Raw genomic sequence first — 21,145 nt, 5'->3', positions numbered from 1 at the left:
GCCCCATCGCCACGGTCGCCGGTTCCGGCAGTTCGACGGTCCAGGCTCAGCAGTTCGCCGAGTCTTACGTCACCGAGGATCTCGTGCTCCGCACCGCCCGCAGCCTGGCCCTGGAGGTGGGCCTCGACGCGGTCACCCCCGGCGCGGGAGCCGCGCTGCGGCTGCTGGCCGCCGCCGGCAACGCCCGCGCGGTGGTGGAGATCGGCACCGGCACCGGAGTGAGCGGGGTCTGGTTGCTGCGCGGCATGCGTGCCGACGGCGTGCTCACCACCATCGACCTGGAGGTGGAACACCAGCGGATCGCCCGGCGGATCTTCGCCGAGGCGGGCTTCGCGGCCGGCCGTACGCGGATCATCACCGGCCGTGCGCTCGAGGTGCTGCCCCGGCTCGCCGACGGCGCGTACGACCTGGTCTTCGTGGACGCGGAGGCGACCGGCTTCCATGCCTGCGTGGAGGCGGCGCTGCGGCTGTTGCGCCCGGGAGGCGTGCTCGCCCTCAACGGCGTCCTCGCGAGCGGCCGGATCGGTGACCCGGCCGCCCGGGACGCGGAGACGGTGACGGTCCGCGAGACGATCAAAGCGGTGCGGGAGTCGGAACACTGGATCCCCGCGCTGCTTCCGGTCGGGCACGGGGTGCTCGCCGCGGTGAAGTGCTGATCCGCGCCTACGAGCGCGTTTCGGAAGTGCTGGCCAGCCACCGCAGCAACCACCGGACGCCCCAGCCGGTGGCGCCGCGGCTGATCTCGGCGTGATCGCCGTCCGCCCAGGACGGGGCCGACATGTCCAGGTGCAGCCAACGGTCCCGTAGTTCGCCGGTGAACTCGCGAAGGTAGAGCGCGGCCAACACCGAGCCGGCACCCTGTGCCGGTGCGCTGTAGAGGTCCGCGATCTCGCTGCCCAGGTACTCGACGTAGTCGTTGTGCAGGGGCATCCGCCACGCCGACTCGCCGGCCGCCTCGGCCGCGGCCAGCACGTCGGCGGCCAGTTGGTCGTTCTCGCTGTACAGGGCGGCGGTGCGCTTGCCCAGCGCCACCGAGTTGGCACCGGTGAGGGTGGCCAGGTCGAGCAGCAGGTCCGGTTCGAGCTGCTGCACCGCGTACGCCAGAGCGTCGGCGAGGACCAGTCGGCCCTCGGCGTCGGAGTTGGTCGTCTCGCTGGTCGTGCCGCCGTAGTGCCGGATGACGTCGCCGGGGCGGAACGCCGAGCCGCTGACCATGTTCTCGGCGAGCGGGGCCAGCGTGGTGACCCGGATCGGCAGTCGCAGCGCGGCGGCGCCAAGGGTGGCGGCGACGACCGCGGCGGCGCCGGCCATGTCCTTGCGCATCAGTTTCATCGCCGGCACCGGCTTGATCGAGATGCCGCCGGTGTCGAAGGTGATGCCCTTGCCGATCAGCACCACGTGCGTGCGGGCGTCGGCCGGATGCCAGTCCAGCTCGACGAGCCGGGGGCCGCTGGCCGAACCGCCGCCCACGGCGAGGATTCCACCGAAGCCCTCGGCGGCCAGCTCGTCCGGGCCACGGACCCGCAGTCGCAGGTCGGGCAGGTCGGCCGCGGCGGACGCCACCTGGTCGGCGAACCACTGCGGGGTCTTCACCGAGGAGGGGGTGTTGGTCAGGTCACGGGCGAGGTTGGTCATCGCCGCGGTGGTCCGGGCCGTGGCGACGGTGGCCTCGAAGGCCGCCGGGTCGGCGAGCAGCAGATCGACGTCGCTGAGCGCCGGGGAGTCGCCTGCCGTGGTCATCCGGAACCGGTACGGGGCGAGCAGCAGCCCCTCGGCCAACCCGCGTACCGCGGCCGGGGTCACCTCGGCCGGCAGGGCGATGGTGATATGCGTCTCACTCGCTGCGGAGCGGGCCAGGGCGGCGCCGGCCGTCCGCCAGGCCGCCTCGTCGCCGTCGCCGATGCCGAGCAGCAGTAGCCGGCCGGGAGTAGCCCCGGGGCGCAGTTGAGTGTGGATTTCGCCGGCTCGGCCGGTCAGTCGGGCCGCCGGCACCAACGCGGCGACCTCGTCGGCCGTGCCGCCGGGGGGTGCCACGGCGGTCGACACGGGCTCGGCCGAGGTGTCGCCTGCCGCCGCCGGATCAGCGGGGCGGACAGGCAGTACGAGGACGTCGAGCCGGTCGGGCTCGGCGATGAGACGGATGGCGAGCACGCGGAACCGTACCTCCAGAAAAGTGTCGCGGAGCGGAAGCGAGCCCGCCTGCCCGCGCCGATGAAGGCCCTGAGCCACCGGCGATACCGGTGGCTCAGGGTCCGAAGAACGTTCCGGGCGGCCTGAGCCGCCCGGACCACTCCTTACTCAGCCGGCCGCTGCCTTCAACGCGTCACCGAGCGCGTTGGCCTCGTCGGGAGTCATCTCGACGACGAGCCGGCCACCGCCCTCCAGCGGGACCCGCATGACGATGCCCCGCCCCTCCTTGGTGACTTCCAGCGGACCGTCGCCCGTCCGCGGCTTCATCGCCGCCATGTTGTCTCCCCTCAGACCTACACCAGGGTCGGTGGGTTGCCCCACAGCCACTTCGTCACGACCACCCGCAACGGTCGCGGGGGTGTCGACCAACGATTTTCCCTGATGAACACCGCCGGACCCAAACCGGAGCAGCATTGATGTAACAGCATCTAGCTTATCTTGAGAAGGCCTGTCACAATGTGCGGTCATGCAGGCACGGTCGGCACTCTTCGACCTGTACGGCGACCACCTCCGTCCGAAGGGTGGCCGCGCACCGGTTGCCGCCCTGGTCAAGCTACTGGCGCCGCTGGGAATCGCACCGCCAGCCGTTCGCACCGCCGTGTCCCGGATGGTGCGTCAGGGCTGGCTCGAGCCACTCCGGTTGGCCTCCGGACCGGGATATTCGATCACACCGAAAGCCGCCCGGCGACTCGACGAAGCAGCCGCCCGGATCTACCGGACCGGCCGGGTCACCTGGGACGGCCGGTTCGATCTGCTGGTGTTGGATGCTCCGGGCTCCCGACGGGACCGGCAGCGGCTCGCCGCCAACCTGACCTTCCTCGGCTACGGCACTCTCGACGAGCAGACCTGGGTCGCGACCCGTCCCGCCGAGGACGTCGACCTGCTACTCGCCGAGGCCGGCATCCGGTTCGAGCGGTTCACCGCCGCCCACTTCTCCGGCACACCCGGGGCGATGGGCGTGGTCCGCCGGGCCTGGAACCTGAGCGAGATCGGCCACGCCTACGAACGCTTCGTCGCCGACCAGCGCCCGCTGCTCGCCGCCGTCACCGCGCGCAGCAGCGACGAGGAGGCGTACGCGACCCGGTTCCGGCTCGTGCACGCGTGGCGTACCTTCCTCTTCCGGGACCCGCAACTGCCCCCGGCGCTGCTGCCCGAACGCTGGCCCGGCACCGCCGCGGCCAGTTTCTTCGACCGGCACGCGGCCCGCCTGCGTCCGGCCGCCGACCGGTACGTCGAACAGTGCCTCGACGCCGGCAACCGCATCGTCCGACAGAAGGGTCGTTAGACACGTGACCGAGCCGCTGCTGGTCGACCGGACCGACGCCGTCGTCACCCTCACGCTCAACCGGGCGAACGCGATGAACGCGCTCGACGTGCCGCTCAAGGAGGCGCTGCGGGACGCCCTGGCCGAGCTGGAGACCGACCGGTCCTGCCGCGCGGTCGTGCTGGCCGGGGCCGGCGGATCGTTCAGCGCGGGTCAGGACCTGCGCGAGCACGTGGCCACCCTGGAAAACTCCGCCAGCGACCCCCTGGGCACCGTGCGGGCGCACTACAACCCGATCGCCGCCCGGCTCGCCAACCTGCCCAAGCCGGTGATCGCCGCGGTCCGTGGGATGGCCGCCGGTGCGGGCGCGTCGCTGGCGTTCCTCGCCGACATCCGCATCGGGGGCCCCTCCACCAGTTTCCTGATGGCCTTCGCCAAGGTCGGCCTCGCCGCCGACACCGGCGCCTCCTGGACGTTGCCCCGGCTGGTCGGCCACGCCAAGGCGGTGGAGCTGCTGATGCTGGCCGAGCCGGTCCGCGCCGAGGAGGCCTGCCGGTTGGGCCTACTCAACCGGATGGTGGACGACGACGAGCAGGTGTTGCCGGCCGCCCAGGAGTTGGCCGCCCGCCTCGCCGCCGGCCCGACCGTCGCGTACGGGGCGATCAAGCGGCAACTCTCCATCGCCGACGCCGGCACCCTCGCCGACGCCCTCGCGGCCGAGGCGCAGGCCCAGTCGATCTGCGGCGCCACCGCTGACCATCGGGCGGCCACGCTCGCCTTCGTCGGCAAGCAGAAACCGGTCTTCGAGGGACGCTGAACGCCATTCGCACGCCGCCCTTACCGTCCTCGAACAGGGGCCGCCTAGCGTCGGCACGTATGAGCGATCGTGAAGCGGTGGCGCACCTGCTGCGCCGGGCCACCTTCGGGCCGACCGCAGACGAGGTGGACGCCGCCGAGCGGGCCGGGCCGGCGGCCACCCTGGACCGCCTGCTCACCCCGGCCCGAGCCGACCGTGGCGCGGCGGCCACACCGCCTCCGGTGCTGGCCGCGGACCCGTACGCCCAACTGACCGGCGAGTCCACCCGCGAGCAGCGGCAGCAGGCCAACGCGGAGCGGCGCAAGCAGGTCCAGCAGGTCACCGGATGGTGGCTGGAGCGGATGGTGGCCGCCGAGGACGGGCTGACCGAGAAGCTGCTCTTCTTCTGGCACGGGCACTGGGCGACCAGCGCGCAGAAGGTCAAGTCGGCACGCGCAATGCAGGGCCACCTGGAGACGCTGCGCCGTCACGGACGTGGGCCGTTGAGCCCGCTGGTCGCCGCGATGGTGCGCGACCCCGCCCTGATCATCTGGTTGGACGGGCAGAAGAACACCCGCAAGGCGCCGAACGAGAACCTGGCCCGCGAGCTGATGGAGTTGTTCACCCTCGGCATCGGCAACTACACCGAGGCCGACGTGAAGGCCGGCGCGCGGGCCCTGACCGGCTGGGTCGTCGACCGGCGAACCGGTGCCGCCCGCTTCGAGGCCCGCCGGCACGACCCCGGCGAGAAGACCATCCTCGGGCACAGCGGCCGGTTCGACGCCGAGGCGTACGCCGGGCTGCTGGCCGCCCAGCCCGCAGCGGCGACATTCGTGGCCGGCCGGCTCTGGTTCCGCTACGCCGGCACCGACATTCCGGCACCGCAGGGCCTGGCTGGCGCGGACACCATCGCGACCCTACGGGCGATCTTCTCGTCGCCGGCCTTCGCGCAGACCCGGGGCACGCTGGTGAAGCAGCCGGTGGAGTGGATGGTCGGCGCGTTGCGGCAGCTCGGCATCCGACCCTCCGCCCTGGCCGAGCAGCAACACAAACAACTGCTGGCCGGCCTGAACGCGCTGGACCAGGTGCCGCTGCGACCGCCCAGCGTGGGCGGCTGGCCGGCCGGGGCAGCCTGGCTGACCACCTCGTCGCTGCAGGCCCGGCTGCGGACGGCCGGAATGCTCGCCGCCGCCACGGCACCCGCGGTGCTGGCACGGCTCGCCGCCGCGCCCGCCACCGGCCGGCCCGACGCGCTGGCCCGGCTGCTGGTGGTCGACGGCTGGAGCGCGCGCACCCGCGCCGCACTCACCCCGCTGGCCGGCGAGCCCCGCAAGCTGCTGGCCGCCGGCCTGGTCAGCCCCGAATACACAGTCAGCTGAGCGGAGGAGTCGACATGGACACCCAGACCCGACGCAGGTTCCTGCTGACCAGTGGGGTGGTCGGCGCGGGCGCGCTGGCCGCCGGCGCCGGCGCGTACCGCCTGCGGGACCTGCTGGACACCACCGGTGACCGCGATCCGCAGGCTCGCACGCTGGTGCTGGTGACCCTCTACGGCGGCAATGACGGGCTCAACACCGTCATCCCGTACGGCGACCCCGCCTACCGGGCGGCCCGCCCCGAGCTGGCGTACCCGGACGGGGAGGTGCGACGGCTGGACGACGGCTTCGGCCTCAACCCGGCGCTGGCCGGCCTGCACCAGCGCTGGTCCGCCGGTGGGCTGGCGATCGTGCGCGGGGTCGGCTACCCGAAGCCGGACCGCAGCCACTTCCGATCGATGGACATCTGGCACACCGCGCAGCCGGACCGGCCGGGCAACACCGGCTGGCTGGGTCGGTGGCTGGACCAGGCCGGTGGCGACCCCCGGCTGGCGGTCTCCTTCGAGCCGGCGCTGCCGCCGCTGCTGGCCGGGGCACGGAGCGCGGGTGCCGCAGTGCCGGTGACCGAACGGAAGGCCGCCAAGGGGCTGCCCGCGGACACACTGACCGCGTTCGCCGCCGCCGAAGCGGGTGAGTCGGCGGCCCGGGGTCGCGCCGCCGCCTGCTTCGCCGACCTGCGGTCGGTGGACGAGATGATCCACCAGGTACGCGACTCCGCCGACCCGGAGACGGCGGATCCGGACGGCGAGCAGGCACCGGCGACGGCGACCGGCGGGGCACGCACACCGCTGGACGCGCAGTTGGACCTGGTCGCGCAGTGCGTCGAGGCGGGAGTGTCCACCCGGGCCTTCTCGGTGTCGCTGGGCGGCTTCGACACCCACGCCGACGAGAAGCAGTTGCAGGCCGTCCTGCTGGGTCAGCTGGACCGGGCGTTGACCGGGTTCGCCGACCGGATGAGCCGCACCGAGGCGGGTCGGAAGGTGGTGGTGGCGGTCTACTCCGAGTTCGGCCGCCGCGTCCGGGCCAACGCCTCGGACGGCACCGACCACGGCACCGCCTCCGACGTGCTGCTGCTCGGTGCGGGCGTACGCGGCGGTTGGCACGGCGCACCGCCGAGCCTCACCGACCTCGACGACGGCGACCTGAAATACACCACCGACTTCCGGGACGTCTACGCCACGCTGCTGGAACAGGTGCTGGGCACCGACCCGGGCCCGGTGCTCGCCGACTGGCGGGGACGCTTGGACGGGCTCTTCTAGTCGTCCTCTTCCGGGTCCTGGTTGGCCTCCGCGCCGAGCACGAACGCCTGCATGGCCAGCTCGTCGCCGGCCGGCGAGACGAAGGCGGGCAGCTCACGCGGGCCCAACTCCTGCACATACGACCAGAACAGCCGGACCGCCTCGGCCGGTGTGCCCGCCTCGATGGGCAGATCGAGGCTGACCAGCCAGGTGCGCCGCGCCGGGGGTGGGCCGAGCTGGTCGGCCAGCGCCCGGAAGGCCGCGGGCTCCAGCGCGGTGACCGGCCCGTCGAGCGTCAGCAGGTCGGCCGGAACCGGCTCGTCGAAGGCCCGCCGGGTGTACGCCACGACGAGTGTCCCCGGCTCGACCGGGGACTGCGGGTCGTCGGGGTCCTCGCGGTGGCGCTGACCCGGCGCGGTGACCCGGCCGAGCGCCACCAGCCGTGGCGGCGCGTCGACCAGCACCGCCACCTGGTCTCCCGGCCCCGGTCGGGCAACGTCAGTCAGCCCGGTCAGCTCCAGCGTGTCGTGGTGCACGAGCCGCTCGGCCTCGTACCGCTCGGGTGACAGCAGCACGGCCCAGGTGCCCACGCCGTCGGCACGGCCGGACCCACCGGCCCGGTACGCGGTCTCGGTCGTCATGCCTGCATCCCATCATGTCGCCGGTCAGAGGGTGACGTGACATCCGACGATGTGATCGTCGACCATGCCGGTGGCCTGCATCAGCGCGTATGCGGTGGTGGGGCCGACGAACCGGAAGCCGCGCTTCTTGAGTGCCTTGGCCATCGCCGTCGACTCCGGGGTGATCGGCGCGAGCTCGGCGAACGAGGCGAGGCGGGCCGGCCGAGGCTCCGGCGCGAACGACCAGAGCAGCGCGGACAGCCCTTCCGGCAGCTCCAGTGCGGCGCGGGCGTTGACGATCGCCGCCTCGATCTTGGCCCGGTTGCGGACGATGCCGGCGTCGGCGAGCAGCCGGGTCACGTCGGCGTCGTCGTAACCGGCGACGGTCGGGATGTGGAACTCGTCGAAGGCCAGCCGGAACGCCGGGCGTTTGCGCAGGATGGTCAGCCAGGACAGGCCGGACTGGAACGCCTCCAGCGTCATCCGCTCGTAGAGCGCGTCGTCGCCGCGGAGCGGCCGCCCCCACTCGGTGTCGTGGTAGACGGCGTAGTCGGGGGTGCTCGACCCCCATGCGCAGCGAGCCAGCCCGTCCGCACCGATCACCAGGTCAGTCACCTCGCACACGCTAGGGCATGGCACCGACACCCCATTGCCACCGGCCACACGGCTGCATATGGTGCTTGTTACCGACCGGTAGGACAGGGTCACCAGCGGTGCAGCCCGGGCCGGTGACGGCGAGCGGAGGCGGCGCGATGAAGGAGTTCCCGGACGTCATCGCCTGGTCCATCCCGGCCTTCCTGCTGCTCATCGTGTTGGAGCGGGTCTCCTACCTGCTGCATCGCGACGACGACGAGGTCGGTTATGGCGGCGCGGACACCGCGACCAGCCTGGTGATGGGGTTGGGCAGCGTCTTCACCGACCTGCTCTGGAAGGTGCCGGTCGCCGCCGCGTACGCGCTGCTCTACACGCTCACCCCGCTGCGGGTGGCCGAGGTCTGGTGGACGTGGCCGCTGATCCTGCTCGCGCAGGACTTCTTCTACTACTGGTCACACCGCGGCCACCACGTGATCCGCATCCTCTGGGCCTCGCACGTGGTGCACCACTCGTCGCAACGGTTCAACCTCTCCACCGCGCTGCGTCAACCGTGGACCGGCGTGACCAGCTGGGTCTTCTACATCCCACTGATCCTCATCGGCGTACACCCGGCGGTGGTCGCGTTCTGCGGCTCGGTCAACCTGCTCTACCAGTTCTGGATCCACACCGAGAGGATCGACCGAATGCCGCGCTGGTACGAGGCGCTGTTCAACACCCCGTCGCACCACCGGGTGCACCACGCCTCGCAGGGCGGCTACCTGGACCGCAACTTCGGCGGCATCCTGATCGTCTGGGATCGGCTCTTCGGCTCGTCCGCCCCCGAGCGGGAGCGTTGCGTGTACGGCCTCACCAAGAACGTCGGCAGCTACAACCCGGTCCGGGTGGCCTTCCACGAGTACGCCTCGATCGCCCGGGACCTCCGCGCTGCGGCAACCTGGCGGCATCGCGTCGGGTATCTCTTCCGGGCGCCGGGCTGGCAGCCGGCACCGGGCGTGGTCAGGGCAGCCGGCCCTGCTCGACCAGACGGGCGAACCTCTTCAGCGCCTGGGTGAGGCCGATCTTGGAGCCGGGCCAGAGCACCGGCCAGGCCAGTCGACCGGCGCGCCCGCCCGGCAGGTGGAACCACTCGTGCCAGACGACCTGGGTGCGGGCTCGACCCAGCTGGGTGCAACGCAGCACACCCGGGCCCCGCAGCAACTGGCCGTAGTGCACCACGCCGATCTCGTACGGCTCGTCGACTCGGACCACCCGCATCTCGTCACGCAGCGTGGCCCGGCCCACCGCGGTCACGGCCTCGATCCGGCTGCCCTCGCGCCCGTCGCCCTCGACCACGCGGACGCGGGTGAACGGGATCCAGTCGGACTGACGTTCCCAGGCGAGCAGCGCGGCGAAGACCCGCTCCGCCGGGGCGTCGACGATCACCGTGGCAGTTACCTCACCGGCACCGGGTTGGGCGGCCTCACGAAGATCGTCGGCGCCTCCCGGACCGGTCACGCCGACTCCGACCGAACCGCCGCGCCGCGCTGCTCGGTGCCGTCGGTGGGCGCGCCGTCGGTCTGCTCACGATCGGCCGGCTCACCGGTGGCGGGCACGACGGCCGGTGCCACACCGTCGGAATCCGCCGGGGACGAGCTGGCGCTGGGCAGCGGGCCCGCGCCGCCCGAGCCGACCGGGGCGTCCGCCTCGTCGGCCAGCGGCACATCCGCGCCCGGCTCTGCCACGTCGGGTTTCGTCACGTCGGCGTTCGTCACCTTGCTGGCCGACTGCTCACGGGCCTCGCGCAGCGCGTCCGCGTCGTCGGTGCGGCCCTCACGCAACGCGATGACCTCCGACTCCAGCACGCTGACCAGCTCCGACTTGTAGCCGATGTCGTAGGCGGCGCGGCGCATCGCCTGATCGACCTGGGCCATCCGGTACCCGCGCAACCCGGTGTCGAAACGGACCGCACCCACGTCGGACTCACGCAACGGCCGGTCGCTCGGCAACGCCACGGCCTGCGAATCAGGCTCGACGGGCGCCAGGCCGGGATCACGGCCACTGACCAGCACCGTCACGCCGAATATCACCGCCGCGACGGTCAATGCCACGACCAGAAGGAGCAGAAGCTGACCCATGTACTGATCGTGGCATGGCAGGCGGCCAGGAGCGACCCCGCCACCCGTCCCGATCAGGATCCGTACCGACGCCCGCCCGGAGTCCCGCCCGGCCGACGGACTAGCGTCGGGATCGGCCGACGCGGCGGCGACGGTGCGGATTCTCAGGAGGCGGGCATGTCCGGGGCGCTTCGGCTGGGTGGGCGCACGTTCGCCCCCGACGAGCTGGTGGTGATGGCGATCATCAACCGCACACCGGACTCGTTCTTCGACCGAGGGGCCACCTTCGCCGCCGACAGCGCACTGCGCGCGGTGGAGCGGGCCGTGGACGAAGGCGCGGCGATCATCGACATCGGCGGGGTCAAGGCCGGCCCCGGGGTGGACGTGGGCGTCGCCGAGGAGATCCGCCGCACGGTGGACACCATCGCCGCCGTCCGGGCCGCGTTTCCGGAGGTGGTGATCTCCATCGACACCTGGCGTGCCGAGGTGGCGACGGAGGCCGTGGCCGCCGGTGCCGACCTCCTCAACGACACCTGGTCGGGCGCCGACCCGACCCTGGCCGGGGTGGCCGCGCAGACCGGCGCGGGCCTGGTCTGCTCGCACGCCGGCGGCCTGGTCCCACGGACCAGACCGCACCGGGCGGCCTTCGAGGACGTGGTCGCCGATGTGGTCGCGACGGTGACCGGGCTCGCCGAGCGCGCGGTGGCGGCAGGGGTACGCCCCGACGGCATCCTCATCGACCCCGCACACGACTTCGGCAAGAACACCCGGCACTCCCTGGAGATCACCCGGCGGTTGGACGAGTTGACCGAAACCGGTTGGCCGGTGCTGGTGGCGCTCTCCAACAAGGACTTCATCGGTGAGACGCTGGACCTGCCGGTGCCCGAACGGCTGGAGGGGACGCTCGCCTCGACGGCGGTCTCGGCCTGGCTGGGCGCCCGGGTGTTCCGCGCCCACCAGGTCGGCCCGACCCGCCGGGTGCTGGACATGGTGGCCTCGATCCGAGGTGACCGGCCGCCCGCGGCGACCCGCCGGGGCCTGGCCTGACCGGTCGTCGCCGTAACCGACCGCGAACGGCCGTACTGACCGGCACGATCGCCGGAGGTCGCGACGCTCAGGTCCAGCGCAGGATGTTCCTACGCCAGGCATAGAGAATGCCGAGCGCGAGCACCGCCACGAAGACCGCCATCTCCACCACCGTCACCAGACCGAAGCCCGGCCGGTCGAAGACCACCGCCCAGGGGAAGAGGAACACCGCCTCGACCGCGAACAGCACGTACAGGTACGCGTAGACGTAGTAACGGATCTGCATCTGCGCCCAGTCCGCGCCGACCGGGTCGAGCCCGCACTCGTAACTGGCCCGTTTGCCGGGCGGATCGGCCGGACGCGCGGGGCGTAACACCCGGTTGGCCGAGAACGCCGTAACGAAGAACAGAACGCTGGCGAGCAGCAGGAGCCCAAGCGTCGCGTACGAGCCCAGGTATCCGGTCACAGTCGGGAGCTTACCGTCCGTCCGGAAGGGCCGTCCCAAACACGTTACGGATTCGTTTCCGGACGGGACTAGTGCACTGGGGCAACTGTTGCCGAACATTGGACACCCATCCATGTCACCGGAGGTCAGATGGCCCGCGTGAAGGCAACGCCCGGTGACCGGGCGGAGGGCCGGCGTTCCACGCCCCTGCTGGCGACCGCGCTCGCGCTCGGTCTGCTCGCGGCGCTCGCCGTCGGGCCGGCCTGGGCCGGCGCGGCAACGCCGGACGCGGACCCGATCGTCGAACTGACCGACCCGGTCAGCGAACCCGGGGGTGACCCCGAGACCACCCCGTCGGAGGAACCGCCACCGACCGAGGAACCCAGCGGCGACCCGTTACCGACCGTCCCCGCACCGGAGACCACCGCGCCGCCGCCGGAGACGACACCGCCGGCGCCGGAGACCACCGCCCCGGAGATCCCGCCGCCACCGACCACCACCGCGCCCGCGCCGGGCGGGCCACCCACACCGGCGCCCCCGGTGCCGCCAGCGCCCCCGGTGCCGCCGGCTCCCCCGGTCCCGCCGGTCCCGCCGGTCCGCCCGCCCGCCCCGGGTCCGCCGTCGCCGAACCCGCTGGGCGTGCAGGTCACCACGCAGGACGTCACCCTCACCGAGGCGTACTGGAACGCGGCCAGCACGGACACCACCTTGCAGGTCACGGTCAACAACACCGGCACGACCGCGCAACGGATCCGGCTCTCGTACACGCTGCCGGCGGGGCTGACCGACACTGGGACAAAGGGTTGCGCCGCGGCCGGCGGCGGCGCGTACCGCTGTGGGGCCTGGACGGCCGAGGCCGGCGTCCGGTTCAGCGCTCTGCTCCGCCTGCGGGTCGACGGCACCGCGTGGAAGCAGATGCCCCTCGCCGGCTCCGTCCAGATCGTCGCGGACGCGCCGGGCGTGCCCGGGGAAGCGGCCGACGACCAGGGCTTCGCGGTGCTCTTTCCTCCTGGCCCGCCGGTGCCCGGGATCGCACTGGCCGCCGACGAGTTGGCCTTCGACATCAGCGGCGCCGCGAGCACCCTCGCGCTGCGGCTGGGCAACACCGGCCCGGTGGACGCCGCCGGTCGGATCGAGGTCGTCCTGCCGGACGGGGTGACCGTTCCGACCCCGCCACCCGGCTGCGTGGCGGTCGATGAGGCCCGGACCCGCTGCGACACGGGCCCGGTGCTGGCGGGCAGGACCGCCGAGTTGCGGTTGCCGGTGGAGGCGACGCCGCAGGCCCAGCGGGAAGCGCCGTTGTCCGGTGCCGTGATCGGCCAACTCGACCCGCGCAGCGGCTCGAGCCGACAGGTGCAGATGAGTTTCCGGATCACCGCCGCGGCGGCGCTGGCCACGCCGGTGGTCTCACCGCCCGCGCCGACCGGCTCCCAGGGCGTACTCCCCGGCGGTGCCGCCGACGGCGACGGCGGGATGACCTCGGTACAGCGCACCGCGATCATCCTGATCGCGGTCTCCGCGCTGCTGGTGGTGCTGGCCCTCACGCTGGCCACCACCTCGCTGCGCCGCCGCTTCTCCGGCCCGGCAGCCAAGGCCGTTACCGACCCCGCCGACTGATCGACGGGCGACCCCGTGGTGATCTGAATTACGGCGGGCGGGGCGTAGGGCCGCAAACCAGGGCATTTCTCGGCCTGATCGGGTCTCAGTCGGCGGACCTCCGGGGAGGGTTGGGGGCCGCTTGGACGTAGGCTCTCAGGTGAGGAACGACAGCGGCCGGACCAGCCTGGGGCGGTGCGGTTAAACGTTGCGTCAAGGAGGTCCCGTGGCCGGGCAAGGCGAGGTCACCATCATGTTCAGCCGCCCGCGCGACCGCGCGCACCGAAGCGAGGTGCAGGCGTGAGCGCGAGCAGTGAGCCGGTTTTGCGCGCCCCGCAGTCGCGAACGAAGGTGGCACAGTGACCAAGCAGATCCGTCAACTCGACCGGGTGGTCATCCGGTTCGCTGGTGACTCCGGCGACGGCATGCAGCTGACCGGTGACCGGTTCACCTCGGAGACGGCGCAGCTCGGCAACGACATTTCCACGCTGCCGAACTTCCCCGCCGAGATCCGGGCCCCCGCCGGCACCCTGCCCGGCGTGTCGAGCTTCCAGGTGCACTTCGCCGACTACGACATCCTCACCCCGGGTGATGCGCCGAACGTGTTGGTGGCGATGAACCCGGCGGCTCTCAAGGCCAACCTGGCCGATCTGCCTCGCGGCGCGGACATCATCGTCAACACCGACGAGTTCACCAAGCGCAACCTCGCCAAGGTCGGTTACCAGGGCAGTCCTCTGGACGACGATTCGCTGGCCGGTTACGTCGTGCACCCGGTGGCGCTGACGTCGATGACGGTCGGCGCGCTCGCCGCGCACGCGGTGTCGAAGAAGGACGCCGAGCGGTCGAAGAACATGTTCGCTCTCGGTCTGCTCTCCTGGATGTACTCGCGGCCCTACGAGTCGACGCTGCGCTTCCTGGAGCGTAAGTTCGCGGCCCGTCCGGAGTTGGTCGCGGCGAACGTCGCCGCTTTCAAGGCCGGTTGGAACTTCGGCGAGACGACCGAGGACTTCGCGGTGCGTTACGAGGTCAAGCCGGCGAAGATGCGACCGGGCACGTACCGCAACATCACCGGTAACGCGGCGTTGTCGTTGGGGTTGGTCGCTGCTGGGGTGCGGTCCGGGTTGCCGGTCTTCCTCGGCGCGTACCCGATCACGCCCGCGTCGGACATCCTGCATGAGTTGAGTAAGCACAAGCGTTTCGGTGTGACCACCGTGCAGGCCGAGGACGAGATCGCGGCGGTCGGTGCGGCGTTGGGCGCGTCGTACGGCGGGTCGCTGGGTGTGACCACCACCAGTGGTCCGGGTGTAGCGCTCAAGAGTGAGACGATCTCGCTCGCGGTGGCGCTGGAGTTGCCGCTGGTGATCGTGGACGTGCAGCGCGCCGGCCCGTCGACCGGTATGCCGACCAAGACCGAGCAGGCCGACCTCAACATGGCGCTCTACGGTCGCCACGGTGAGGCGCCGGTCGCGGTGATCGCGCCCCGGTCACCGTCGGACTGTTTCTTCGCGGCGTTGGAGGCGGCTCGGATCGCGTTGACCTACCGCACCCCGGTGATCCTGTTGTCGGACAACTACGTCGCCAACGGCTCCGAGCCGTGGCTGCTGCCCGACGTCGAATCGCTGCCCGACCTGCGGGTCGAGTTCGCCACCGAACCCAACGGTGAGGACGGCGTCACCTTCCTGCCCTACCTGCGTGACCCGCAGACCCTGGCCCGTCCGTGGGCGATTCCCGGCACGGCAGGGCTGGAGCACCGCATCGGCGGCCTGGAGAAGGCCGACAAGACCGGCGACATCTCCTACGACCCGGCCAACCATGACTTCATGGTGCGTACCCGGGCCGCCCGGATCGAGACGATTCCGGTCCCGGACATCGAGGTCGAGGACCCCGACGGTGACGCCCGGGTGCTGGTCCTTGGCTGGGGCTCGACGTACGGGCCGATCGGTGCCGCCTGCCGCGCGGTCCGCCAGCGCGGCCTGTCCATCGCCCAGGCGCACCTGCGGCACCTGGCACCGATGCCGGCGAACCTCGGTGAGGTGCTGCGCTCGTACGACAAGGTGGTCATCCCGGAGATGAACCTGGGCCAGCTCGCTCACGTCATCCGGGCCCGCTACCTCATCGACGCGATCAGCTACAACCAGGTCCGCGGCCTGCCCTTCACGTCCGCCGAGCTGGAGACGACGCTGGAAGAGGTGCTGAAGAATGTCTGAGCCCGTCGCTGTCAAGCTCACCGCCAAGGACTTCAAGTCCGACCAGGAGGTGCGCTGGTGCCCCGGCTGCGGTGACTACGCCATCCTGGCCGCCATCCAGCAGTTCATGCCGGAGCTGAACATCCCCCGCGAACGCACCGTCTTCGTTTCCGGGATCGGCTGCTCGTCGCGCTTCCCGTACTACATGAACACCTACGGGATGCACTCGATCCACGGCCGCGCCCCAGCGATCGCGACCGGCCTGTCGGTATCCCGGCCGGACCTGTCGGTCTGGGTCGTCACCGGCGACGGCGACGCCCTGTCCATCGGCGGCAACCACCTGATCCACGCGCTACGACGCAACGTCAACCTCAAGATCCTGCTGTTCAACAACCGGATCTACGGTCTGACCAAAGGCCAGTACTCACCCACCTCCGAGGTCGGCAAGGTCACCAAGTCGACTCCGGCCGGCTCGGCGGATGCCCCGTTCAACCCGCTCTCGCTCGCTCTCGGCGCGGAAGCCAGCTTCGTCGGCCGGACCATCGACTCCGACCGCAAGCACCTCCAGTCGGTCCTACGGGCCGCCGCCGAACACGAAGGCTCGGCGTTCGTGGAGATCTACCAGAACTGCAACATCTTCAACGACGGGGCATTCGACCAGCTCAAGGACCCGAGCACCCGCGACGACTACCTGATCCGCCTGGAACACGGGCAACCCATCACCTTCGGCGCCGACGGCCAGTTCTGCGTGGTACACCCACCGGGCGCGTTCGGCCTGGAGGTCCGGGAGACCAGTTCGGTCCGCCCGGAAGAGATCGTCGTGCACGACGCCACGGTCACCGACCCGGCGTACGCCTTCGCGCTGTCCCGGTTGCCCGGCCTGGACCTGCGGAACACCCCGATCGGGGTGTTCCGCTCAGTGGACCGACCCTCCTACGACAGCGTGGTGCAGGCTCAGCTCGCGGCCGCCAAGGCGACGGTCACCGAGACCCCCGAGCAGCAACTCGCCGGGCTGCTCGCCAGCGGCGACACCTGGACGATTCTCTGACCCGTACCGCATGACGAGAGCGGCCGTCCCCAGGACTGGGGGCGGCCGCTCTCGTCGTATCGGTGCTCAGCGCTGGGCCGAGGCCGGCATCCAGAGGTTGTCGATCTCCTTCTCGGTCGCCGCGAGGCTCGCCTCGTGCAGCGGGATCAGCTCGGCCATCGCCGGGACGGAGGGGGCCAGGGTCAGTTCGGTGCTGATGAAGCGCGGCTCCAGGCCGGTCATCGACAGGCCGTGCGGGAGCCACTGCTCCGCGTGGTCCCAGCCGTGGCGCGGGGTGCCCTCGCCGTAGCCGCCACCCCGGGTGGCCACCACCACGAACTCGCGGCCGCTGAGCAGGCCCTCCTGCGTCGTCGGGTCGTAGGTGAGACCGGCGACGATCAGGTGGTCGACCCAGGACTTGACGCTGCTGGGCGCACCGTAGTTGTAGAGCGGGAGCCCGAGCAGCACCACGTCGGCCTGCTTCACCTCGTCGACCAGCCGCTCGCTGAGCTCCCAGGATTCACGCTGCGCCGGGGTGTGCTGGTCCAGCGGTGTCATCCGGGCCAGCCCGCCCGCCGCGTCCAGGTGCGGCAGCGGTTCCGCGCCCAGGTCCCGGTAGGTCACCGTGCCGTCCGGATGGGCCGCACGCCACGTGGCGACCGCGCGGGCGGTGAGCCGCCGGCTGACCGACCAGTCACCCCGAATACTCGAGTCGATATGCAGCAGATGCATTATTCCTCCTCCAAGGATCGTCTGTGCAGCACCAACTATTTATAGCAGGCAGATGTTCCGACGGCTCGGTAGACTGGGTCACATGTCCGCCCCGCCGCTTGACCCCTCGGAGCACCGCTCGGGCGCGCTCCTGGACCATCTGGCCCGGCGGATGCGGCTGCGGTCCGAGACGGTGCTGGCGCCGCTGGGCCTGCGCCCGCGGCATCTGGTCGCGCTCACGGTGCTGCGCGCCGGCGGTGGCACCAGCCAGCAGGCGCTCGCCACCATCCTGGAGATGGACAGCACCAACATCGTCGGGCTGCTCAACGACCTCGAAGCGGAGCAACTGGTCGAGCGACGCCGGTCACCCGAGGACCGCCGTCGACATGTCGTCGAGCTCACCCAAGACGGGGCAAAACGCCTCAGCGAGGCCGAATGCGCCCTCGCTGGTGCGGAGAACGAAGTGCTGGGGGCGCTGGATCCCAGCGAGCGGGAGACGCTCTACGAGCTGCTTCGGCGGGCTGCCGCCACCACGACGCCGATCAACTGCACCGAGGCGATCTGCGTGGCCGACGATTCCCTCTGACGCCGCATTCCGCCCGCCGCGACAGCGGCGTGACGGTCAGGCGGTCGTTGCGACGTGACGGTCAGGCGGTCGTCGCGGACTGGGGGCGGTCGTCGCGTACGTGCACCAGCATGTCGCCGGTCTCGATCACCGCGCCGGCCCGGTCGGCCAGGGTGACCACCTTGCCCCGCCGCACCAGGGCGATCACCAGTGACTCCAGCTCGCGCGGCGAGCGACCCACCTCGTCCCGTTCCGCCGAGCGCATCGCCAACGCCATGCCCTGGCCCGGAGTGAGCAGGTCCTCCACGACGTCGATCAGCGGCGGCGCCGAGGTGGACAGGCCGAGCAGCCGACCCGCCGTGGCCGAGGAGACGATCACGTGGTGCGCACCGCTCTGCTTGAGCAGTGGCGCGTTCTCCGCCTCCCGCGCTGCCGCGATGATGCGGACCTGTCCGGCGGTGAGCTGGCGTACCGTCAACGCGACCAGCACCGACGCGTCGTCACTGTCGGTCGCGATGATCACGGCCTTCGCGTTCTTGACGTGCGCCTCGTTCAGCACCGACGAGCGGGTCGCCGAGCCCTCGATCGCCACCAGCCCGGCGGAGGTGGCCTGCCGCAGGGCGGTGGCGCTGCGTTCCACCACCACGATTCGCGAGCGGTCCAGACCGTTCTCCATCAGGGCGGAGACCGCGCTGCGCCCCTTGGTGCCGTAGCCGCAGATGATGACGTGGTCCTTCACGGCTCTCCTCCACCGCGACAGGCGACGGCCGGTCCGGTACTGCTCGGTCAGAACTTCCAGGGTGGTGCCGACCAGGATGATCAGGAAGATCACTCGGGCCGGGGTGATGAAGAGGACGTTGACCAGCCGGGCCGACGGCGCGGCCGGCGTGATGTCGCCGTAGCCGGTGGTCGAGAGCGACACGACCGCGTAGTAGAAGCAGTCGAGCAGGGTCAGGCCGTCCTCGTTGACATCGCGGTAGCCTTCCCGGCCCAGGTAGACCGCGGCGACCACGGCGAAGACCAGGCCCAGGGCAGCGGCGAGCCGGAGGCTCAGCGCACTGAGCGGGCCTCGGCGCTGCGCGGGAAAATGGATCACCGTCGAACCTGTTCCGCCACCGTCGCCTGCACGCCCACAACATAGCGGGTACGTCGTGCCCGGCACGTCCGGGTCGCACAGCGGACGACCGGCACCTGTCGAAACGGCGGTGGCCCCGCACGGGACCGCCGGCCGGTCCGGCAGCGGGCATGATGGGACTGTTCCCCCGACGACGACCGCGAGGTGAGGTCCCCATGTCGTTACTACGACGAGTGATCGGCGGGGTGCTGCGCCGCCACCGCCAGCGTCAGGGCCGCACGCTGCGCGAGGTGGCCGCCGCGGCCGACGTCTCGGTGCCCTACCTGTCGGAGGTGGAACGGGGCCGCAAGGAGGCGTCGTCGGAGGTGCTCGCGGCGATCTGCCGGGCGCTCGGCATCAGCCTCGCCGACCTGCTCGGGGAGGCCCGCGACGACATGCGGCGGGTCGAGCCTCGCCTCCCGGCCGCGCCGCGCGCCGTGCTGACCCACCTGGAGCGGGTCGATGCGACTCGACGCGAGATCGGCAACGCCACCCTGCTGGTGGGTCCACGCATCGGCGGGCTCGTCCTGCACCGCGGGCCGGGGGCGAACGAGCCGACCCTCAGCGTCGACGCGATGGCCTCCGCTGGTGGCTCGCACCCCGGTCCGCGTACCGCCGCCCTGGCCGACAGCGCGCGGGCCCGCCTGGGCCTACGGCAGCTGACCGCCGCGTAGGCCGCGCGGTTCTGCCGTCGGCGGATCTGCCGGCGGCAGAATCCCTGGGCCAGCCACCGCCGTCGCACGCACGCTGAAGGGACCGGTCCACCGGGCGGTCCCACCGCCCGCCGGTGTGGTGGAAGGCGGCGGCACATGATCGGGTACGACGTGCGGATGCTGGACGGCGGACAGCCGTCCTTCGGTGACCAGGTGTTCGAGCGGCTGTTGCGCGAGCGGATCGTCTTCCTCGGCACCGAGGTGACGGAGGAGTCGGCCAACCAGATCTGCGCGCAGATCCTGCTGCTCGCCGCTGAGGACGCCGACCGGGACATCTTTCTCTACATCAACTCGCCGGGCGGGTCGGTGAGTGCGGGGATGGCGGTCTACGACACGATGCGTTATGTCCGCAACGACGTGGCGACGCTGGCGCTCGGGTTCGCCGGCTCGATGGGGCAGTTCCTGCTCTGTGCGGGCGCGGCCGGCAAGCGGTATGCGCTGCCGCATTCGCGGGTCATGATGCATCAGCCGTCCGGTGGGATGGGCGGGACCGCCGCCGACATCACCATCCAGGCGGAGAACATGTTGCACGTGAAGCGGACGATGCAGGAATTGATCGCCCAGCACAGTGGACGAACCCTCGACGAGATCCAGCAGGACTGGGACCGGGACCGCTGGTTCACCGCCGAACAGGCTCGGGAGTACGGCCTGATCGACGAGGTGCTCACCCGAGCCGAACAGCTACCGACGGTCTGAGGCGGGTGGCCGCCCTGCTCGGTCCTGTGTGGCGGTGCCGCCACTCGCGAAAATTCGGTGGCGGTCGCCTATTAGGGTCGCGTCTATGCGCCGACTGATCCCTACTCTTTCGATTGCCCTCGCCGTCGCCCTCGTCAGTGGCTGCGGCACCGACTCCAGCGACCCGGGAGCGTCCGGTCCCTCCGCCGCCCCGGCAACGTCCAAACTTGAGCCGGTCGCCGCCGTCAAGCAGGGCATGGACCGCAGCCTCGCTGGACAGCTCGCCATGGATGCCTCCGTCAAGGCCGGCAACCAGTCGATCACCCTCAACGGAAAGATGGACCCTGCGGCCCGCATGTTCCACATCACCGGCAAAGCCCCGGACCCGTTGGAGGCGCGGCTGATCGGCGACGCCGCCTACCTCAAGTCGGAATCGCTCGAGGGCGAGAAGCCGTGGATGAAGCTCGACCTCACCAAGCTCAAGCCGAACAGCACGCTGCGCCAGTCCTTCGACATGAAGGCGCAGACCGGCATCATCGGCGGCATCGTGTCTGCCCAGGAGGTGGGTGACGGCCGTTACACCGGTGTCGCCGACCTGGGGAAGGCCGCCGAGGCCGCCAGCACCGACGCCGGAATGCGGGAGGGCCTCGAGTCGTCCGCCAAGCTGGCGAAGGACCCGACGGCGATTCCGTTCGAAGCGACTCTCGACGCCGAGGGACACCTCACCGCGCTCTCCTACACGGTTGCCACGAAGACGATTGGTGACCTCGTCACGCAGATGCGGCTGAGCGAGTTCGGCAAGCCGGTCACGGTGGAAGCACCGCCCGCCAGCGAGACCGAGGCGGCCTCGGAGGAGATGTACAAGTACTTCTGACGTGCCGGCACGTCCTGGGCGTCACCGGTCGAGCGTGGGCTG

The 21,145-nt window shown here is 71.3% G+C and carries 23 protein-coding genes; 14 read left to right on the top strand and 9 right to left on the bottom strand.

Going from position 1 to position 21,145, the window contains the following annotated elements:
* Positions 1-83: 83 nt before the first annotated feature.
* Positions 84-656, top strand: a complete 573-nt coding sequence (locus tag JOD64_RS17615; protein WP_204946114.1) for an O-methyltransferase — start codon at positions 84-86, stop codon at positions 654-656.
* Between the two features lie 7 nt (positions 657-663).
* Here the strand turns inward: JOD64_RS17615 and JOD64_RS17610 are convergent, their stop codons facing one another.
* Both JOD64_RS17610 and JOD64_RS17605 read right to left on the bottom strand, forming a co-directional pair.
* Positions 664-2,151 carry a leucyl aminopeptidase family protein gene (locus JOD64_RS17610; RefSeq protein ID WP_204943213.1) on the bottom strand — a complete coding sequence of 496 codons (1,488 nt, stop codon included), beginning with the start codon at positions 2,149-2,151 and terminating at the stop codon, positions 664-666.
* Positions 2,152-2,298: 147 nt separating this feature from the next.
* On the bottom strand, positions 2,299-2,466 hold the full coding sequence (locus tag JOD64_RS17605; protein ID WP_007455245.1) for a DUF3117 domain-containing protein: 168 nt from the start codon (positions 2,464-2,466) through the stop codon (positions 2,299-2,301).
* A 190-nt stretch (positions 2,467-2,656) separates the two neighbouring features.
* Between JOD64_RS17605 and JOD64_RS17600 the strand changes: the two genes are divergently transcribed.
* The 4 genes from JOD64_RS17600 to JOD64_RS17585 are packed head-to-tail and all read left to right on the top strand — an operon-like array spanning position 2,657 to position 6,885.
* Positions 2,657-3,475 (top strand): PaaX family transcriptional regulator, encoded by an 819-nt coding sequence (locus tag JOD64_RS17600; protein WP_204943212.1) that lies wholly within the window; start codon positions 2,657-2,659, stop codon positions 3,473-3,475.
* A gap of 4 nt (positions 3,476-3,479) precedes the next feature.
* Positions 3,480-4,271 (top strand): enoyl-CoA hydratase-related protein, encoded by a 792-nt coding sequence (locus JOD64_RS17595; RefSeq protein ID WP_204943211.1) that lies wholly within the window; start codon positions 3,480-3,482, stop codon positions 4,269-4,271.
* A 59-nt stretch (positions 4,272-4,330) separates the two neighbouring features.
* The gene (locus tag JOD64_RS17590; protein ID WP_204943210.1) at positions 4,331-5,629 is read left to right on the top strand and encodes a DUF1800 domain-containing protein; all 1,299 of its coding nucleotides are present in this window, start codon (positions 4,331-4,333) and stop codon (positions 5,627-5,629) included.
* 14 nt (positions 5,630-5,643) lie between these two features.
* Positions 5,644-6,885, top strand: a complete 1,242-nt coding sequence (locus JOD64_RS17585; RefSeq protein WP_204943209.1) for a DUF1501 domain-containing protein — start codon at positions 5,644-5,646, stop codon at positions 6,883-6,885.
* Here the strand turns inward: JOD64_RS17585 and JOD64_RS17580 are convergent.
* A complete protein-coding gene (locus JOD64_RS17580; RefSeq protein WP_204943208.1) occupies positions 6,882-7,505 on the bottom strand; it encodes a hypothetical protein in 624 nt (207 codons plus the stop codon). The genes JOD64_RS17585 and JOD64_RS17580 overlap by 4 nt on opposite strands.
* A 24-nt stretch (positions 7,506-7,529) precedes the next feature.
* Entirely contained in the window at positions 7,530-8,099 is a 570-nt protein-coding gene (locus JOD64_RS17575; protein WP_204943207.1) for a DNA-3-methyladenine glycosylase I, read from the bottom strand.
* A gap of 113 nt (positions 8,100-8,212) precedes the next feature.
* On the opposite strand from JOD64_RS17575, the gene JOD64_RS17570 reads away from it, so the two are divergent.
* Positions 8,213-9,130 (top strand): sterol desaturase family protein, encoded by a 918-nt coding sequence (locus tag JOD64_RS17570; RefSeq protein ID WP_307813465.1) that lies wholly within the window; start codon positions 8,213-8,215, stop codon positions 9,128-9,130.
* On the opposite strand, the gene JOD64_RS17565 is transcribed toward JOD64_RS17570, so the two are convergent.
* On the bottom strand, positions 9,075-9,572 hold the full coding sequence (locus JOD64_RS17565) for an SRPBCC family protein (protein ID WP_204943206.1): 498 nt from the start codon (positions 9,570-9,572) through the stop codon (positions 9,075-9,077). The genes JOD64_RS17570 and JOD64_RS17565 overlap by 56 nt on opposite strands.
* On the bottom strand, positions 9,569-10,192 hold the full coding sequence (locus JOD64_RS17560) for a DivIVA domain-containing protein (protein WP_204943205.1): 624 nt from the start codon (positions 10,190-10,192) through the stop codon (positions 9,569-9,571). Before JOD64_RS17560 ends, JOD64_RS17565 begins: the two co-directional genes overlap by 4 nt.
* Positions 10,193-10,348: 156 nt before the next feature.
* Here JOD64_RS17560 and folP point away from each other — a divergent pair, with 156 nt between their 5' ends.
* Positions 10,349-11,218: a dihydropteroate synthase gene (gene folP / locus JOD64_RS17555; protein ID WP_204943204.1), complete on the top strand. Its 870-nt coding sequence runs from the start codon at positions 10,349-10,351 to the stop codon at positions 11,216-11,218.
* A gap of 67 nt (positions 11,219-11,285) precedes the next feature.
* Here folP and ndhC read toward each other — a convergent pair whose 3' ends face one another.
* Entirely contained in the window at positions 11,286-11,663 is a 378-nt protein-coding gene (gene ndhC, locus JOD64_RS17550; protein WP_088986508.1) for an NADH-quinone oxidoreductase subunit A, read from the bottom strand.
* A gap of 129 nt (positions 11,664-11,792) precedes the next feature.
* Between ndhC and JOD64_RS17545 the strand changes: the two genes are divergently transcribed.
* The 3 genes from JOD64_RS17545 (at position 11,793) to JOD64_RS17535 (ending at position 16,472) form a co-directional block, all read left to right on the top strand.
* The gene (locus tag JOD64_RS17545; RefSeq protein ID WP_204943203.1) at positions 11,793-13,259 is read left to right on the top strand and encodes a hypothetical protein; all 1,467 of its coding nucleotides are present in this window, start codon (positions 11,793-11,795) and stop codon (positions 13,257-13,259) included.
* A 338-nt stretch (positions 13,260-13,597) separates the two neighbouring features.
* Positions 13,598-15,445: a 2-oxoacid:acceptor oxidoreductase subunit alpha gene (locus JOD64_RS17540; protein WP_204943202.1), complete on the top strand. Its 1,848-nt coding sequence runs from the start codon at positions 13,598-13,600 to the stop codon at positions 15,443-15,445.
* A complete protein-coding gene (locus JOD64_RS17535; protein ID WP_204943201.1) occupies positions 15,438-16,472 on the top strand; it encodes a 2-oxoacid:ferredoxin oxidoreductase subunit beta in 1,035 nt (344 codons plus the stop codon). Before JOD64_RS17540 ends, JOD64_RS17535 begins: the two co-directional genes overlap by 8 nt.
* Positions 16,473-16,538: 66 nt before the next feature.
* On the opposite strand, the gene JOD64_RS17530 is transcribed toward JOD64_RS17535, so the two are convergent.
* Positions 16,539-17,183 (bottom strand): FMN-dependent NADH-azoreductase, encoded by a 645-nt coding sequence (locus JOD64_RS17530; RefSeq protein WP_239559553.1) that lies wholly within the window; start codon positions 17,181-17,183, stop codon positions 16,539-16,541.
* A gap of 82 nt (positions 17,184-17,265) precedes the next feature.
* On the opposite strand from JOD64_RS17530, the gene JOD64_RS17525 reads away from it, so the two are divergent.
* Positions 17,266-17,748 carry a MarR family winged helix-turn-helix transcriptional regulator gene (locus JOD64_RS17525; protein WP_204943200.1) on the top strand — a complete coding sequence of 161 codons (483 nt, stop codon included), beginning with the start codon at positions 17,266-17,268 and terminating at the stop codon, positions 17,746-17,748.
* 61 nt (positions 17,749-17,809) lie between these two features.
* On the opposite strand, the gene JOD64_RS17520 is transcribed toward JOD64_RS17525, so the two are convergent.
* The gene (locus JOD64_RS17520; RefSeq protein WP_204943199.1) at positions 17,810-18,823 is read right to left on the bottom strand and encodes a potassium channel family protein; all 1,014 of its coding nucleotides are present in this window, start codon (positions 18,821-18,823) and stop codon (positions 17,810-17,812) included.
* Positions 18,824-19,017: 194 nt separating this feature from the next.
* On the opposite strand from JOD64_RS17520, the gene JOD64_RS33800 reads away from it, so the two are divergent.
* The 3 genes from JOD64_RS33800 to JOD64_RS17505 all read left to right on the top strand — a co-directional run bounded on the left by JOD64_RS33800 (position 19,018) and on the right by JOD64_RS17505 (position 21,103).
* Complete coding sequence (locus tag JOD64_RS33800; RefSeq protein WP_307813464.1) at positions 19,018-19,515, top strand: helix-turn-helix domain-containing protein; 498 nt, start codon at positions 19,018-19,020, stop codon at positions 19,513-19,515.
* A 135-nt stretch (positions 19,516-19,650) separates the two neighbouring features.
* Entirely contained in the window at positions 19,651-20,250 is a 600-nt protein-coding gene (locus JOD64_RS17510; RefSeq protein WP_204943198.1) for a ClpP family protease, read from the top strand.
* 85 nt (positions 20,251-20,335) lie between these two features.
* Positions 20,336-21,103, top strand: a complete 768-nt coding sequence (locus JOD64_RS17505) for a hypothetical protein (RefSeq protein ID WP_204943197.1) — start codon at positions 20,336-20,338, stop codon at positions 21,101-21,103.
* Positions 21,104-21,145: the final 42 nt, after the last annotated feature.

This window comes from Micromonospora luteifusca, from assembly GCF_016907275.1.
Classification (GTDB): domain Bacteria; phylum Actinomycetota; class Actinomycetes; order Mycobacteriales; family Micromonosporaceae; genus Micromonospora; species Micromonospora luteifusca.
This window is presented reverse-complemented; position numbering and strand designations above follow the sequence as displayed.